We start from the raw sequence: 16,374 nt of genomic DNA on the forward strand, positions 1-16,374 counted from the left end.
ATAGATTTGGGAGAAAAACAGCGTGTTCACCGGTATCATTGAAAGTCTGGGAACCATTCACCGGGTCATTCCCCAGGGCGAGGGAAAAGTATTGCAGATCCGGTGCGGCCTGGACTTGAGTGACACCCGCATCGGCGATTCCATTGCCGTGAACGGGGCCTGCCTGACAGCAGTACATCTTGAGAAACACGCATTTTCCGTGGATATGGCCCCGGAAACCGTGGCCAGAACCACGTTCAAAACTGCGGCTCCCGGCATGCGGGTCAATGTGGAACGGGCCATGCAGCTGTTGTCCCGTGTGGACGGTCATCTGGTGTCCGGGCATATCGATGGTACCGGGGTGATCACCCGCATTGAAAACAAAAGCAATGCCATCCTTTTGACCATTGCCGTGGATACGCATCTGGCAGGGCAGATGATTGAAAAAGGATCCGTGGCCGTGGACGGCATCAGCCTGACCATCAACCAGTGCACGGACACGGATTTTTCCATCAGCATCATCCCCCATACGGCAAAACTCACCACCATCGGATTCAAGCAGACCGGGGATTTTGTCAATATTGAAACCGACATGATTGGAAAATATGTGAGAAAATTTTTAACCCGGACCACAGCCAGCGTTCCTGAAACAGAACATACAGATATCAGCATGTCGCTGCTGGCCCAGAATGGATTTTTATAACTTAAATTGAAAACAGGACTTAAAAAATGCCGCATTTAACGATAGAACAGGCAATTGATGATATAAAGAATGGCAAAATGGTCATTCTGGTGGATGATGAAGACCGGGAAAACGAAGGGGACCTGACCATGGCTGCCGAGGCGGTCACGCCGGAAGCCATCAATTTCATGGCCAAATACGGGCGAGGGCTCATCTGCCTGTCTCTGGATTCCGGCATTGCAGACCGGCTGGACCTTCCCATGATGGTGGAGAACAACACCTCCCAGTTCGAAACGGGATTCACGGTTTCCATTGAAGCCAAAAAAGGGGTCACCACCGGGATTTCCGCTGCAGACCGGGCCACCACCATTTTGACGGCCGTGGCCGATGATACCACGCCCGATGATATTGCCCGGCCCGGACATATCTTTCCGTTGCGGGCCAGGGACGGCGGGGTGATGGTCCGGGTGGGCCAGACCGAGGGATCCGTGGATCTGGCCCGGCTGGCCGGGCTCAAACCGGCCGGCGTGATCTGTGAGATCATGGATGAAGACGGCACCATGGCACGGATGCCGTCTCTGGAACAGTTTGCCAAAGAACACGGCATCGGCATCTGTACGGTGGCGGACCTGGTGAAATACCGTCTTAAAACCGAAAGTTTTGTCAAACGGGCGGCCCAGACCGTGATTCCCACCCGGGTGGGCGGAGAATTCAAAATTATCGCCTATGAAAATGACCTGGACAACCTGACCCACATTGCCTTGGTCAAAGGAGAGATCGATCCTGAAAAAGCCATTCTGGTGCGGGTGCACTCCGAATGCATGACCGGTGATATTTTTTCCTCGCTCCGGTGCGACTGCCAGGACCAGCTGCACCGGGCCATGGCCATGATGGAGGAGGAAGGCAGCGGTGTGTTGCTGTATCTGCGTCAGGAAGGCCGGGGAATTGGTCTGGTCAACAAGCTGAAAGCTTATGAATACCAGCGTCAGGGCATGGATACCGTGGAAGCCAATGAAAAACTGGGGTTTGCGGCGGATATGCGTGATTACGGGGTCGGAGCCCAGATGCTGGTGGATTTAGGCGTGAAAAAAATGCGGCTTTTGACCAATAATCCCAAAAAAATGGTGGGGCTGGAAGGATACGGCCTGTCCGTGGTGGAACAGGTCCCCATTGAAGTGCCGCCCAACTGCTACAACCAGGGATATCTCAAATGCAAACAGGCCAAAATGGGGCATCTGCTGCATATGGATAAATATTGCTGAAACATTTTGACATTAAAACAGGGAAAAACAACCATGCCACAGATTATAGACGCAAAACTTTCGGCCCGGGGAAAGACGTTCGGGATTATTGTGTCCCGGTTCAACGATTTCATCACAGGCAAACTGGTGGAGGGTGCTCTGGATGCATTGATCCGCAGCGGTGCCCAGGATCAGGATATTGTCATCGTCAAGGTGCCCGGGGCGTTTGAGATTCCTCTGGCAGCCCAGAAGATGGCAGCCACTAAAAAATATGATGCCGTTATCTGCCTGGGCGCGGTGATCCGGGGAGCCACTTCCCATTACGATTATGTGTGTGCTGAAGTATCCAAAGGCATTGCCAGCGTCAGCCTGGAAACCGGGGTGCCTGTCATGTTCGGGATTCTGACCACGGAAACCATTGAACAGGCCATTGAGCGGGCCGGCACCAAGTCCGGAAACAAAGGCTTTGATACGGCTTTAGGGGCCATTGAAATGGCCAATCTGGGAGAGATCCTCGGAAAGGCTCAATGATCCATGGGAGATCGCAGGCAGTCCAGAGAACTGGCGCTTCAGGCCCTGTTTTTCCTGGATATGAATTCATCCAAAGATGTGCCGGCGGATGTGGAAGCGTTCTGCCTGGAAAATGAGGCAGATTTGACCCCCACTGTCCGGCCGTTTTTCATGGATCTGGTTCAGGGCGTGCTCACGGCCATGGATAAAATCGATCCCATGCTGGAAACCTATTCCAAAAACTGGAAAGTGTCCAGAATGCCGGTAGTGGATCGCAACATCATGCGTATCGCCGCGTTTGAACTGCTGGAAAGACCGGATATCCCCCCGTCCGTCACCATCAACGAAGCCGTGGATATCGCTAAAAAATACAGTACCCGGGAATCAGGATCCTTTGTAAACGGGATTCTGGACCGGATACGCTTGTCCATCGGCCGATGATGCGCATCAAATCATATCATGGCGGCACAGACAAAAGGATACCGGAGTAAGACAATAACGACACAAGGAGGGTGTTTTGATTATTAAAAAACTTGAAGTAGGACCGATCATGGCCAATTGTTTTATTCTGGGGTGCGAAGATACCCGGGAAGCCGTGGTGATTGACCCCGGAGATGACGCGGACCAAATCCTCATGATACTGGCCAAGGAAAAACTGACTGTCAAGTATCTGATCAATACCCACGGCCATTTTGATCATGTGGGGGCCAACCGGCGCATGAAAGAGGTCACGAGTGCCAAATTGGCCATTCATCCGGATGATGTACCCATGTTGTCCGAGTTGTCCCGGTCCGCGGCCTCGTTTGGTTTGTCTGCGGAAAATTCACCGGAACCGGACCTGCTGCTTCATGACAAAGACACTGTGCGCTTCGGCAATATCACGTTGACCGTCATTCATACGCCGGGACATTCCAGGGGCGGTATTGCCCTGTACACGCCAGGACACCTGTTTGCCGGCGATACCCTGTTTGCCGGATCCATCGGCCGGACTGATCTGCCGGGCGGGGACTATGACACCCTGATTGCCAGTATCAAACAAAAACTGCTGGTCCTTCCCGATGATACCGTGGTGTATACGGGGCACGGCCCGGAAACCACCATTGCCGATGAAAAACGCATGAATCCTTTTTTGCGATGAATTCATGGGTGACACAACTGCCTGAAAGGGTGACGGTCCGCCAGGAATCCATTGACCTGCCGGAACCTTTTGAGCAGTTTGCCGCCCGGTTCAGCCATCGGCCCGGGACCGTGGTTTTGTTGTCCGGAACCGACCTGGACTGTTCCCGGTATCATTTTCTGGGCATTGATCCCTGGCTTCAGATTAAAATGATCCATGGACATCTGGAAATCGATTGTGGGGACATTTGCCGGGTGATTGAAGACGATCCGTTTGTCTGTCTGAAATTATTGCTGGAACGATATCATTTCACCCGGAGCGCTTTGGATGCATTGCCTTTTTCAGCCGGACTCATGGGGTATCTGGCCTATGATCTCAAAGATGTGATCGAAGATTTACCCCGCACCTGCGTGGATACGGGGCTGCCGGATATGTATCTGGTTGCGCCGTCCATCATCCTGGTTCAGGACCGGAAAACCGGAAAAACCACCTTGTCCGTGTGTGTGCCCGGGCAAAAAGATGCACAAGACAGTGCCGTCTCCCGGATGTCCATCCAAAAGGTCAAACAGTATCTGCTGGCCCAGCCCAGACCTGAAACGCACGCCAGCCCGTTTAACATGGATGCCGGGGGCTGGGTATCAGGGATTGAAAAAAAACAGTACCTGAAAGCCGTGGCACAAATCATTCAATACCTGCAAGCCGGCGATATTTACCAGGCCAACCTGGCCCAGCGTTTTGAAACAAAGTTTTCAGGCGATCCTTATGCCTTGTTTCTCTCCTTGTTTCAGCGCAATCCCGCCCCGTTTTTTTCTTTTGTTCAGGCCGGAGATCATCAGATCGTTTCCACCTCTCCGGAACGGTTTCTGCTTCAGCAGGAAAACCGTGTGGAGACCCGTCCCATCAAAGGCACCATTGCCCGGGGGACCACCCCGGGCCAGGACAAAGAAAACAGTCGAATTCTGTCTGCCAGTATCAAGGATGACGCGGAACTCACCATGATCGTGGATCTCATGCGCAATGACCTGTCCCGGGTCACGGTGCCGGATTCAGTCAAGGTGAAGGAACACAAACGCCTGGAGCCTTATGACAATGTGTTTCACCTGGTGTCCGTGGTCCAGGGGGAACTTGCACCCGGCCACACGGGTGTGGATCTGTTGAAAGCGGCGTTTCCAGGCGGTTCCATTACCGGATGTCCCAAGATCCGGGCCATGGAGATCATTGATGAACTGGAGCCGGTGAAACGCCATGTCTATACCGGGTCCATCGGATATATCAGTTTTCACGACACCATGGACCTGTCCATTGCCATCCGGACCGCCACCATCCATGAGCATCGACTGTTTTTTTCCGTGGGCGGCGGCATTGTCTATGATTCAGATCCGGAAAAAGAGTTCCAGGAAACCCTGGACAAAGGGAAAACAATCATGAACACCTTGACCCGGAAAGATCACCCCCGGCAATCATCCGGTCTAAAAGCCTGGGTCACCGGCAAACTGGTGGATCAGGATCAGGTGATGGTGCCGGCATCGATTCCGGGATTTCAATATGGTGCCGGGGTGTTTGAAACCATCCGAGTGACCCATGGCCGTCCGGTGCGGCTTGCTGCGCATATTCTTCGCATGAATCATTCCTGGGAAACGCTGTTTAAAACACCCCCCCCGGATATCACCTGGGAGAAGGTGGCGGCATATCTGATCCGGGAAAACCATCTGGAGGTCCGGGATGCCGCCTTAAAGATCATTCTGGCGTTTCCCGGATTTTCAGCGGCGTTTGTCCGGCCCTACCGGCATCGACTGGCGGTTCTGGGTAAAACCGGTCTGGATCTGGTGACCTATCCCTGTCCCAGGCATACGTTTCTGGCCGGTCATAAAACCCTGAATTACCTGTTTTATGACCAGGCCAGGCAATATGCCGGGGAAAACGGCGGAGATGAGGCCTTGATCCTGAATTCGGATCAGACGGTCTCTGAAACCAATACTTGTAATATCATGATCCTCCAGGGCCGCCGCATCCTTGTCCCGGCCTCTGATCATGTGCTGCCCGGCATCACTTCGGGGGCGGCCATCCGGGCACTGGAACAGCAGGGGTATGTGGTTGAACACAAACCGTTTTTTGTCCGGGACCTGGCATCCTGTGCCAATGTGGTGCTGACCAATGCCCTGATGGGAGCCGTGCCGGTGAATCATATCAACGGGGTGCCCGTTGTTCAGGACCCCGGGGTGTGTGAAAAAATCAACCATGCCCTTGCACAGGCGGTGTGACGGGGTGAAGAATCAATAAACAAAAGCGAGTATTAAGATGAATTTATCCAAGATTAAAGCCGTGGTGTTTGATTGTGACGGGGTGATGTTTGATACGGCCATGGCCAATCGGAAATTTTATGATCAGATTTTGGATCATTTCAATAAACCGCCTCTGACCGACACCCAGTTTATTCAGGTCCACATGATGACGGTGGCCGATGCCGTATCGTATCTGTTTGCGGAGATGACGGATTTAAACCCTGTGTTTCAGTGTGTCAAACAGATCGGTGCACATAATTTTATTCCATATATGGAAATAGCGCACGGACTGGTCGATTTGCTGACGGGCCTGAAATTCCACGGATATATCCGGGCGGTTGCCACCAACCGGACCGATACCATGGAACAGGTGCTCATTCATTATGGGTTGACAGATCAATTTGATATGGTGGTGACGGCCGCAGACGTGAAAAATCCCAAACCCCATCCGGAGCCGCTTGAAAAAATCATGGACCGGTTTTTACTGAGCCCGGATCAGATATTGTTCGTCGGCGATTCCATGTATGATCAACAGGCGGCCAGAGCTGCGGGCACAGTATTTGCCGCATTCAGGCAGCCTGCGCTGGAAGCAGACCTGTATGCCAGGGCCATGGCGGACATTGCTTCAGCGTTGGGGGTTGCAGATAAATAAATAAAATTCTTGACAAATTTGTCAATCATCATTAAATCTTACAAGATTTTTAATAAAAATTTTAAATAAATGTTGGTATAACATTTATTTGTTTGGGTTAATATATAATTTTTTAAGGAGAATGCGTTATATGTCTAAATTAGTAGCTCCCCACGGTGGAAAAGGTCTGGTATGCTGCAAGCTCGAAGGTGCGGAAAAAGAAGCGGAACTCAAAAAAGCCCAGGGCCTGAAAAAAGTTGAAATTTCTTCCCAGGTCAAAGGTGACCTGATCATGATGGGTATCGGCGGGTTCAGCCCGTTGGACGGCTTCATGACCAAAGCGGACTGGAAAGGTGTATGTGAAAACTATCTGCTGGCGGACGGTACCTTTTGGCCCGTGCCCGTGATGCTGGATGTTGCCAAGGAAGATGCCGCTGAAATCAAGGATGGGGATGAAATCGCCCTGGAAAGAAACGGCGAGATCTATGCCACCATGAAGGTGGAAGAAAAATTTGAAATGGGTGAAGACGAGAAAAAATGGGAATGTGAAAAAGTCTATAAAGGACATGGTGAAGAATCTGCAGACGATGTGTTCTGGAAAATCGCCATGGAAGACCATCCGGGCGTGCAAATGGTTATGGCCAGAAAAGAGTTCTGCCTGGCCGGCCCGGTGAAAGTACTGTCTGAAGGGGAATTCCCTGAAAAATTCAAAGGCGTTTACCTCACGCCGGCGGAAACCCGTGCCATTTTTGATGAAAGAGGCTGGGCCAACGTGGCATCCATGCAGTTGAGAAACCCCATGCACCGGTCCCATGAGCATCTGTGCAAAATCGCTCTGGATGTGTGCGACGGTGTGTTGATCCATTCTCTCATCGGCAACCTCAAACCCGGTGACATCCCGGCCGAAGTCCGGATCAAATGCATTGATACCCTGATCAAAGGCTATTTTGTGCCTGAGAATGTGGTCAATGCCGGATATCCGCTGGACATGAGATATGCCGGTCCCAGAGAGGCCCTGCTTCATGCCACCTTCCGCCAGAACTACGGCGTCAACAAGATGATCATCGGCCGTGACCATGCCGGCGTGGGCGACTTCTACACCCTGTTCGAGGCCCAGGAGATCTTTGACCAGATTCCCCAGCCCGAAGAAGACGGCAAACGCCTGCTGTGCGAACCGCTGAAAATCGACTGGACTTTCTACTGCTACAAATGTGACGGCATGGCTTCCATGAAGACCTGCCCGCATACCAAAGAGGACCGCGTGATCCTGTCCGGTACCAAACTGCGTCATGCCCTGTCCAATAATGAGGAAGTGGTGGACCATTTCGGCCGTGATGAAGTCCTGGTGATTTTGAGAGAATATTATGCCGGGCTGAAAGACAAAGTGGAGGTCAAACTCCAGAGCCATGCCGAAGGCAGCAAAATGTAATCTGATTCAGATTCGTTTCTGAATGATGTAAACAAAAAGGTTCTGTGCGGGGGATTTCCCGCACAGAACCTTTTTGTTTTTTTTCAAGGCAATGAGCGCGGATGGGGCAGTTGATGCCACCGATACCGCCAGGCTAATCCAGGCTGTAGTCCGAACAGGGATTGGCAGGTTGTTGTCCCGGTTTTCCGGACGGGTTGATAAACGCCTCGTTAAAGATGCCCAGCAGTTTGACGGTCTGCTTGGCCATCATGACACAGTTGCCCGATATCGCATAAAACAGAATGCTCAACCTTGTTTTGGAGGAATCGTTCCGGATCCGTTCAATCTGGTTGGCATTGAAATCATCCACCAGTTCCCGAAGAAGGTGGAAATGGTCTACGATATCCCGGCAGTCCACAATCTGTTTTTTGGCCAGGGCTGTTTCCACAGTTGAAAAGATCTGGAGAATCACCTGTTTGATCTCCATGAGTTCTTCCACCTGCACCGGCAGCAACCCGGTGTGGCGATTGGACACATGCATGGTGCACCGGATCACGGTATCCCGGTATCCATCGGACAGTTTCTGAAGCCGGCGGATGATCTGGTAGTAGTTGTAGGACACCTGATTGTCTGTTTTCTGAAGCAGGCGCAGCACCTTGAAAATGTTGGCCACAATCACATTGGTGCTCAACTGGACCTGTTTGGTCCGTTTTCGTTCCTGGCGCAGGGTGCCGATATCTTCGGTGAACAGGGCATCAAAGGCCCGGTCAAAGGATTCTCTGATGCCTTTGAGCTGCAATGCCAGATGATCGAACGTGTCAGATACGGCTGCCTGAAAATCATCCACTTTTTCAAACTGGAAAATGTTCATCTCTTCCTTGTCTTTGGACTGGTCATCGTGTTTTTTCTTGTTTTTCCAGATCATGAACCCGGCAAACAGCATCAGCCCGGCAATGCCCCAGGCATTGAAAAAATAGATAATGTTGGCAAACAAAAAGGCCACCATAAATGCGATAAATGCCGTCATAAACCAGCCGCCCACTACAGCCAGAACACCGGTGATGCGGAAGACCGCACTTTCCCGTCCCCAGGCCTGATCTGAAAAAGACGATCCCATGGCCACCATGAATGTCACATAGGTGGTGGATAACGGCAGTTTCAAAGACGTGGCAAACGATACCACCGTGCTGGCCACCATGAGATTCACTGAGGCCCGGATCAGATCAAAGGAGGGTTTTTCTCCGGCAGACCCCCCGTGGTGAACCGGTGTGGGCGTGATCCGGGCCGCAACGGCCCGGCGCAGGGGTTCGGGAATGGTCGTGCGCAGGGAACTGAAAATATGATAGAACAACGCCACGATTTTCCGGGACAGCCAGATGGATTCAAACCGTTCCGGTCCTTCATCCTGTTTTCCCAGGCTGATTTCCGTTTCCGTCACGGTGCGGGCTTTTTTGGATACCCACAGGGTGACCACCATGATACTGCCGGCTAAAAGCAGCAGACCGGTCTGGGTCTGGACTGCCTTGCTCAGGGCTTCCATGGTGATGTTCAAGGGATCGGCAGATGCCAGGGCCGTGCTAAACGCTTTCAGGCCGGCCAAAGGCACACCGATGAAGTTCACCAGGTCATTGGCGGCAAACGCCATGGCCAGGGCAAATGTGCCCACCAGAACGATGGGCTTGAGAATGTTGACCTTGAAAATGGACAACAGCATCTGGAGGACGATCACGGAAACGGCAAATATGCCGCCAAGAATGGTCAATGTATGGTGTTGAATCCATATCAGGGTGGGTTCCGTCATAAAGGTGGCCCCTTTGGCCCCTTTGATGAGGATAAAAAAGGTGATGGCCGTCATGGCCACACCTCCCCATACCGCACCATAGCGTTTCAGCCGTTTCTGATAATCAAAGGTGAAGATAAGCCGGGAGATGAACTGGACAATGGCACCGGAGAAAAAGGATATGACAATGGATAAAAGAATACCGCCCACGATGGCCATGGCTTTGGCCGTGTTGATATAATCCCACAGCGCCATGGTGCTGCCGGCGGTGTACAGCAGTTTGATAACCGAGAGGGCCACTGCCGCACCCAGCAGCTCGAATACAATGGAGACCGTGGTGGATGTGGGCAGTCCATAGGTATTAAACAGATCCAGCAGTAAAATATCGGTGATCATGACGGCCAAAAAGATTACCAGAAGTTCGGGCATGGTAAAAAACTGGGGATGAAAGATGCCTTTTCTGGCCACTTCCATCATACCGCCTGAAAACGTCACCCCTGCCAGAATCCCTAAGCTGGCCACCAACATGATGATCACAAAAGGCGCGGCTTTGGAGCCAATGGAAGAGTTCAGAAAATTGACGGCATCATTGCTCACCCCGATCATGAGATCAAAAAATGCAAACAACAGTAAAATACCGATAATGACATAACAAAGTTCAAGGCTCATATGATTTGTCCTGATTTAAATTTTGAAATTCAAGGTTTAAATTTTAAAATCGTGTCATAGACCTGCTTTTTGGACACATGAAATTGCTGTGAAATCTCTTTGGCCAGATCCGCTGTTGATTGCTGTGAAACAGCCACCCGGTCTTGGATTAAAGATTCCAGATCCCGATATGAGAGCTTTTCCGGCGCTTTTGCCCCGGTCACAAATAACGTGCATTCCCCTTTGGGCGGTATGTGCGGATCCAGACGGGCAATGATACTTGAAAGCGGACCCCGGATAAAGGTTTCATGCAGTTTGGTAATCTCTCTGGCCAGACAGGCCTGCCGGTCGCCCAAAATGGCCATGAGCCTTTCAGCAAGGGGTCGGATGCGCTTTGGGGATTCATAAAAGACCAGAGTGGCCGGCTGATCCGCCAATGCCTGGATGGCCTGTTCCTGGTGGGAGACTTTTCTGGGCAGAAATCCGGCAAACAGAAACCGGTCCGTGGGCAAACCGGCCACGCTGAGCCCGGCCGCAACGGCACAGCATCCGGGAATCGGTACAACGGGAATATCATGGGGTAACACTGCAGACACCAGACGGTATCCGGGATCGGAGATGCAGGGTGTGCCGGCATCCGTGATCAAAGCAATATTTTTTTTTTGCTGTAACAGCAAAATGAGTTTTTCCGCAACCCGGGCTTCGTTGTGCTCATGGCAGGAGATCACCGGTGTGGTGATGTTGTAATGGGAAAGCAGCTTTCTGGAATGCCGGGTGTCTTCGGCAGCAATCAATGCGGCTTCCTTTAAAATTCTGACTGCCCGAAATGTCATATCCTCCAGATTTCCCAAAGGCGTGGCCACCACAAACAGGGTGCCGCTGGTATCCGGCGTGTTATCCAATATGGAATGCATGGGGGATATGGTTGATGCGGGTTTGGGCGGGTTCAAAAAAAATTTCCATCACATCGAATCGAATGTGACGCCACGCGGTCGAAGGCTGGGTTTTCAAAAACTGCCGGGCTGCCTGAATGATTTTGTGCTGCTTGGCAGCATGTACCGCTTCTTTTGGCAGTCCTTTTTTTAAACTGGTACGGGCTTTTACTTCCACAAACACCAGGCAGTCCTGGGTGGCGGCAATGATATCGATTTCAGCAAACCGGGTGGTATAATTGGTTTCCACAATGGTGTATCCGGATTCGATCAAATGTCTGACCGCCTCCTGTTCTCCGGATCGGCCCAGTTGCTTTCGATATTGGGTCATGCCTGCAAGACTCCTTTAAAGGTTTTGCGGTGAACCGGGCAGGGACCGTGGATTTGAATGGCCTGTTTGTGTGCGGCTGTGGGATATCCCTTGTGCCGGATAAAAAGGTACTCAGGAAAAGTCTGGTGAAGGGTGGCCATGATCCGGTCCCGGGTCACTTTGGCAATGATGGACGCCGCCGCAATGGAGATACTTTTGCTGTCTCCCCTGACCACTGCCTGCTGGGAAATATCCATGGCCAGAGGAAATTTGCCGTCCACCAGCAGATAATCCGGGGGAGTGTCCAGATTGGCAACGGCCCGCTTCATGGAAGCCAGTGCTGCCGCCAGGATATTGGTGGCATCGATTTCTTTGTGGTCGCATAATCCCACGCCCACAGCCACGGCATGGGACATGATTATCGGGAAAAACCAGCATCGCTTTTTTTCCGACAGTTTTTTCGAATCCGTAATGCCCGGGCAGGAGAAATCCGCAGGAAGGATGACGGCCGCAGACACGACAGGGCCGGCAAGGGGTCCCCTGCCGGCCTCGTCAATACCTGCAATCCGTTGAAATCCTTTTTGCCGGACCGTCTGTTCGATCTGCCACATGAAACCGGCATTATGCAAAGCGTTTTTCTTTGATCCTGGCCGCTTTTCCCCGCAGATTGCGCAGGTAATACAGTTTTGAACGGCGGACCCGCCCTTTGGTCACCACTTCGATTTGATCGATGATCGGGGAATGCAGCGGAAAAATACGCTCCACGCCGATGCCGTTGGAAATCTTTCTCACGGTGAACCGGGCACCGGCCATTCCGTTGGTCTTTTTGATCACCACACCCTGGAACATCTGGATCCGTTCTTTGTCCCCTTCCCTGATTTTCACATGCACCTTGATGGTATCTCCTGAATCGAATTTCGGAATATCCAGGCGCATCTGTTCTTTTTCCAATTTTTCTATTACGTTGCTCATGTTTCCTCCTGGTTGCTGTCTGATATCTTAAAAATCAGCCGTTCATCAGTCTGTCTAAGTAAATGGATGCTGCTGATCGGACCGACAGGTGGTTGTAATCCCCCGGACCTGTGATGGGGTCCAGCTGCATGTCGCATTGGTTTATCAGTTCATCCGCCAATCCCCATGCAGTCCCGAAAATCAGCAAACATGGGGTATCTGACCGCTGTTTCTGTTTCAAGGCATGGGGTGAAATCGTTTTTTGGTTCATCCGGGCGCTGGTGGCAATGGTGACCACCGGCCGGTTGTGTTCCGCCTGAATCTGCTGGACGGCCGCTTCAAATGTGTCTGCCACCCGGATCAGTTCCAGGGCTTGTTTCCGGGAAGGGTTCAACCGGGATCCTGCCCCCTGGGTCCAGTGCCGGATCACTTCATGGGCCAGGTCTGCCTGGTCCTGAAAAGGGGTGATCACATACACCCTTTTGACGCCAAAGGTCATGGATGCCCTGGCAATATCATGCATATCGATGGTGGTCAAGGCGGATCCAATGGTTTTGTTTTTTTTGTTCACCACCGGATAATGGACCAGGGCAATATACAGGTTGTCCATAGAACAGTTTCCATGACAGGTTAATGGGGATAAAGCAATGCTTCCAGATCGTTGTGCCATTGCATAAGCAACGCCTTTTCCTCCGGATCCGGTGGATGAGCTGCCAGAAGATCCGGCCGCCGGACAAATGTCCGGGCCAAAGATGACCGGGTCCGCCACTTCTGAATCCGTCCATGGTCCCCGGACAGGAGTACATCAGGCACCGGGTCTCCCATGAATTGCTCCGGCCGGGTATACTGGGCGTGTTCCAGTCGGTGGTCCATGAAAGAATCCGATATAAAGGACCCTTCTTTTCCCAGAACCCCGGGGATCAACCGGGAGACGGCATCCATGACCACCATGCTGGCCAGTTCTCCGCCGGTCATGACATAATCTCCCACCGAAATCTCTTTGTCCACAAACCGGGTGATGATCCGTTCATCAATCCCCTCGTACCGGCCGCATACAAAAATCAGGGCCGTGTCACTGTCTGCCATTTCCAGGGCCGCCTGCTGGTGGAACGGTTCTCCCTGGGGCGTCATGAGCACCACCTGGGCATCAGGTGCTTGTTTTTTTGCCAGCGCAATGGCATCTGCCAGGGGTTCGGGTTTCATGATCATGCCGAATCCGCCGCCATAGGGTCGGTCATCCACGGTGTGATGCCGGTCCGTGGCAAAATCCCGGATCTGGATGGTCCTGCCGGTGATCAGCCCCTGGCGGATGGCCCGGCCGATCATGCCGTGATCAAAAAACGCCTGCACCAGCTCCGGAAACAAAGTTAACACCGTAAAGTCCATCACAGGCCTGTATCATATCCTTCCGGCAACCGGGTGACCACCCGGGCGTTTTCAATGTCCACTGACATGACAAACTGCCGGTGCATGGGAATCAGCAGTTCCCGGTCCTTGTTTTTCACCACCAGAATATCATGGGCTCCGGTGGAAAAAATAGTGTCAATGGTCCCTAAATCACCGGATACCTCATCGGTCACGGTCAGACCGTACAGATCCTCCCAGTACCAGGCGTTTTCTTCCGGTTCCGGCAGCCGGCTGCGCCGTACCAGAATCTGTTTTCCCATCAGCGCATCTGCCATGTCCCGGTCTTTAATTCCGGCCAGCCGCATGAGCAGTCCTTTTTTATAAGAAACGCAATGATCAATCACAAACGGCTGCGCATCCGCCCGGGTTCCTGATGACACAAACACCCGGCTTCCCGGGGCAAAAAGATCCGGTGCCTGGGCAAAGGACCGGACCTTGATATTGCCTTCCAGCCCATGGGCGCCGGTAATTTCGCCCATGACCAGCAGCGAAAGAAAACCGGTGTCTGAAGAGACTTTTCCAGTCACGGAGCCGCCATTATTCAATGATTTCCAGAACGGTTCTTTTTTTCATTTTGGTGGATGCCGCACTTAAAATGGTTCGCATGGCCCGGGCCGATCTGCCTTGTTTTCCGATCACCTTTCCCAGATCCTCTTTGGCGACTTTAAGTTCCAGAACCGATGTCTGATCTCCGACAACCTCTGAAACATGGACCTGGTCGGGGTCATCCACCAGTGCTTTGGCAATGTATTCAATCAGCTCTTTCATGTGTCCATCTCCTTGCTGCGTCAAAGGGGTAAGCATCCGGATGTGTCAATAAAGAACAGGTTCAGGCCGTTGCAGCCGGTTTGGGCGCGGCCGCCTGTTTTTTCAAAAGGCTCGTCACCGTGGTGGAGGGAGTGGCACCCTGGTCCAGCCAGTACTGGATCCGGTCCTGCTTGAGCACGATGTCGGCCGGTTCGGTCATGGGGTTGTAAGTTCCTAAAGTTTCCAGAAACCGGCCGTCTCTGGGGGCTTCAATGTCTGCGGCCACGATTCTGTAAAACGGTTTTTTCTTGGTACCCTTGCGGGTCAATCTGATTCTAACGGACATAAGTTGTTTTCTCCTTAAAACGGCAGCATGTTTTTCAATGAGCGCATGCCGCCTTTATTGAACTTCTTGATCATTTTCATGGACTGGGTGTAGCTTTTCAACAGCTTGTTGACATCCTGAACCGTGGTCCCGGAGCCAAAGGCGATCCGTTTTTTCCGGGAGGCCTTGATAATGGCATATTTTTCCCTTTCTTCCGGAGTCATGGAATTGATGATGGCTTCGATTTTCACAAATTCCTTTTCATCAATATTCAACCCTTTGAGCTGTTTTTTGTTCATTCCCGGCAACATGCCTAAAATGTCCTTGACCGATCCCATTTTCCGGACGGTTTTCATCTGGTCTCTGAAATCTTCCAGGGTAAAGGCGTTCTGCCGCAGTTTTTTTTCAAGGGTTTTGGCTTCCTTTTCATCCACGGCCTCCTGGGCCCGCTCGATAAAAGAAAGGGTGTCTCCCATCCCTAAAATTTTAGAGGCCATCCGGTCCGGGTGAAACGGTTCCAGGCCGGTGAATTTTTCTCCCACACCGATGAATTTCAGCGGTTTGCCGGTCACGGCCTTGATGGACAATGCCGCTCCGCCTCTGGCATCTCCATCCATTTTGGTCAGAACCACCCCGGTGAGGTCCAGGCGCTGGTCAAAGGAGCCGGCAATATTCACGGCATCCTGACCGGTCATGGCATCGGCCACCAGAAGTATTTCCGATGGACTCACCCCTTTTTTCAGGGTTTCCAGTTCCGCCATCAGGGTGTCATCCATGTGCAGACGTCCGGCCGTGTCATACACCAGGGTGTCGCAGCCCTGTTCTCTGGCCGCTATCTGGGCGTCCTGGCAGATCTTGAGCGGTTTCATGTCCGGGGTGCTGTCAAACACGGGCAGATCCAGCTGGGTCCCGATTTTTTTCAGCTGGTCAATGGCTGCCGGCCGGTACACATCCACGGGTACCAGAAACGGGGTTCTTCCCTGCTTGCGCAGATAAAGACCCAGCTTGCCGGCAGTCGTGGTTTTACCCGACCCCTGAAGTCCCACCAGCATAATGGACCCGGAAGAACCCGTGCCCAGATCCAGGGCCTGGTGTTTTGATCCCATCATCCGGGTGAACTCGTCATACACGATCTTGATGACCTGCTGACCCGGTGTCAGACTTTCCATGACCTCCTGGCCAAGTGCCCGGGTCTTTATATCTGAAATGACATTTTTTGCAACCTTATAATTGACATCCGCCTCAAGAAGTGCCATTCTTACCTGTTTGAGACCTTCTTCAATATTCTTCTCATTCAGGGTGCCGTGACCTTTCAGCTTCTTAAAGACCGAATCAAGCCTGTCACTCAAATTTTCAAACATAAAAAGACCTTCATCCCAATATCAAATCAAATCATTGAATTTAGTCCATAAACTGTGATATGT

Annotated in this window: 19 protein-coding genes; 8 read left to right on the forward strand and 11 right to left on the reverse strand. The window is 52.0% G+C overall.

The window, feature by feature from the left end:
* Positions 1–22 precede the first annotated feature (22 nt).
* From DPO_RS15885 to sat, 8 genes are all read left to right on the forward strand, one after another.
* On the forward strand, positions 23–682 hold the full coding sequence (locus tag DPO_RS15885) for a riboflavin synthase (RefSeq protein ID WP_006967164.1): 660 nt from the start codon (positions 23–25) through the stop codon (positions 680–682).
* Positions 683–708: 26 nt separating this feature from the next.
* Complete coding sequence (locus DPO_RS15890; RefSeq protein WP_006967167.1) at positions 709–1,923, forward strand: bifunctional 3,4-dihydroxy-2-butanone-4-phosphate synthase/GTP cyclohydrolase II; 1,215 nt, start codon at positions 709–711, stop codon at positions 1,921–1,923.
* A gap of 33 nt (positions 1,924–1,956) precedes the next feature.
* The gene (gene ribH, locus DPO_RS15895) at positions 1,957–2,433 is read left to right on the forward strand and encodes a 6,7-dimethyl-8-ribityllumazine synthase (protein WP_006967170.1); all 477 of its coding nucleotides are present in this window, start codon (positions 1,957–1,959) and stop codon (positions 2,431–2,433) included.
* 3 nt (positions 2,434–2,436) lie between these two features.
* Positions 2,437–2,853, forward strand: coding sequence for a transcription antitermination factor NusB (gene nusB, locus DPO_RS15900; protein WP_006967175.1), 417 nt, complete (start codon positions 2,437–2,439; stop codon positions 2,851–2,853).
* A 76-nt stretch (positions 2,854–2,929) separates the two neighbouring features.
* Positions 2,930–3,550: an MBL fold metallo-hydrolase gene (locus DPO_RS15905; protein ID WP_040011976.1), complete on the forward strand. Its 621-nt coding sequence runs from the start codon at positions 2,930–2,932 to the stop codon at positions 3,548–3,550.
* Positions 3,551–3,558: 8 nt separating this feature from the next.
* Positions 3,559–5,790 (forward strand): aminodeoxychorismate synthase component I, encoded by a 2,232-nt coding sequence (gene pabB, locus DPO_RS15910; RefSeq protein WP_236609976.1) that lies wholly within the window; start codon positions 3,559–3,561, stop codon positions 5,788–5,790.
* 37 nt (positions 5,791–5,827) lie between these two features.
* The gene (locus DPO_RS15915; protein WP_006967179.1) at positions 5,828–6,463 is read left to right on the forward strand and encodes an HAD family hydrolase; all 636 of its coding nucleotides are present in this window, start codon (positions 5,828–5,830) and stop codon (positions 6,461–6,463) included.
* 130 nt (positions 6,464–6,593) lie between these two features.
* Positions 6,594–7,871, forward strand: a complete 1,278-nt coding sequence (gene sat, locus DPO_RS15920) for a sulfate adenylyltransferase (RefSeq protein WP_006967184.1) — start codon at positions 6,594–6,596, stop codon at positions 7,869–7,871.
* Positions 7,872–8,004: 133 nt separating this feature from the next.
* Here sat and DPO_RS15925 read toward each other — a convergent pair whose 3' ends face one another.
* From DPO_RS15925 to ffh, 11 genes are all read right to left on the reverse strand, one after another.
* Complete coding sequence (locus DPO_RS15925; RefSeq protein ID WP_006967186.1) at positions 8,005–10,299, reverse strand: inorganic phosphate transporter; 2,295 nt, start codon at positions 10,297–10,299, stop codon at positions 8,005–8,007.
* A 29-nt stretch (positions 10,300–10,328) separates the two neighbouring features.
* A complete protein-coding gene (gene rsmI, locus DPO_RS15930; RefSeq protein WP_236609977.1) occupies positions 10,329–11,228 on the reverse strand; it encodes a 16S rRNA (cytidine(1402)-2'-O)-methyltransferase in 900 nt (299 codons plus the stop codon).
* The gene (locus tag DPO_RS15935) at positions 11,173–11,541 is read right to left on the reverse strand and encodes a YraN family protein (RefSeq protein WP_006967188.1); all 369 of its coding nucleotides are present in this window, start codon (positions 11,539–11,541) and stop codon (positions 11,173–11,175) included. Before DPO_RS15935 ends, rsmI begins: the two co-directional genes overlap by 56 nt.
* Positions 11,538–12,149 (reverse strand): ribonuclease HII, encoded by a 612-nt coding sequence (locus tag DPO_RS15940; protein ID WP_040011977.1) that lies wholly within the window; start codon positions 12,147–12,149, stop codon positions 11,538–11,540. Before DPO_RS15940 ends, DPO_RS15935 begins: the two co-directional genes overlap by 4 nt.
* Positions 12,142–12,492 carry a 50S ribosomal protein L19 gene (gene rplS / locus DPO_RS15945; protein ID WP_006967190.1) on the reverse strand — a complete coding sequence of 117 codons (351 nt, stop codon included), beginning with the start codon at positions 12,490–12,492 and terminating at the stop codon, positions 12,142–12,144. The genes DPO_RS15940 and rplS overlap by 8 nt, the downstream gene beginning before the upstream one ends.
* A 34-nt stretch (positions 12,493–12,526) precedes the next feature.
* Positions 12,527–13,081 carry an RNA methyltransferase gene (locus DPO_RS15950; protein WP_006967193.1) on the reverse strand — a complete coding sequence of 185 codons (555 nt, stop codon included), beginning with the start codon at positions 13,079–13,081 and terminating at the stop codon, positions 12,527–12,529.
* 20 nt (positions 13,082–13,101) lie between these two features.
* Positions 13,102–13,845, reverse strand: a complete 744-nt coding sequence (gene trmD / locus DPO_RS15955) for a tRNA (guanosine(37)-N1)-methyltransferase TrmD (RefSeq protein ID WP_236609978.1) — start codon at positions 13,843–13,845, stop codon at positions 13,102–13,104.
* 11 nt (positions 13,846–13,856) lie between these two features.
* Positions 13,857–14,405 carry a ribosome maturation factor RimM gene (rimM, locus tag DPO_RS15960; RefSeq protein WP_152427700.1) on the reverse strand — a complete coding sequence of 183 codons (549 nt, stop codon included), beginning with the start codon at positions 14,403–14,405 and terminating at the stop codon, positions 13,857–13,859.
* Positions 14,406–14,415: 10 nt separating this feature from the next.
* On the reverse strand, positions 14,416–14,646 hold the full coding sequence (locus tag DPO_RS15965) for a KH domain-containing protein (protein ID WP_006967201.1): 231 nt from the start codon (positions 14,644–14,646) through the stop codon (positions 14,416–14,418).
* 61 nt (positions 14,647–14,707) lie between these two features.
* Positions 14,708–14,971: a 30S ribosomal protein S16 gene (gene rpsP / locus DPO_RS15970; protein ID WP_006967203.1), complete on the reverse strand. Its 264-nt coding sequence runs from the start codon at positions 14,969–14,971 to the stop codon at positions 14,708–14,710.
* Between the two features lie 14 nt (positions 14,972–14,985).
* Positions 14,986–16,311, reverse strand: a complete 1,326-nt coding sequence (ffh, locus tag DPO_RS15975; protein WP_006967205.1) for a signal recognition particle protein — start codon at positions 16,309–16,311, stop codon at positions 14,986–14,988.
* Between the last annotated feature and the right edge of the window lie 63 nt (positions 16,312–16,374).

Source organism: Desulfotignum phosphitoxidans DSM 13687 (assembly GCF_000350545.1).
GTDB lineage: Bacteria > Desulfobacterota > Desulfobacteria > Desulfobacterales > Desulfobacteraceae > Desulfotignum > Desulfotignum phosphitoxidans.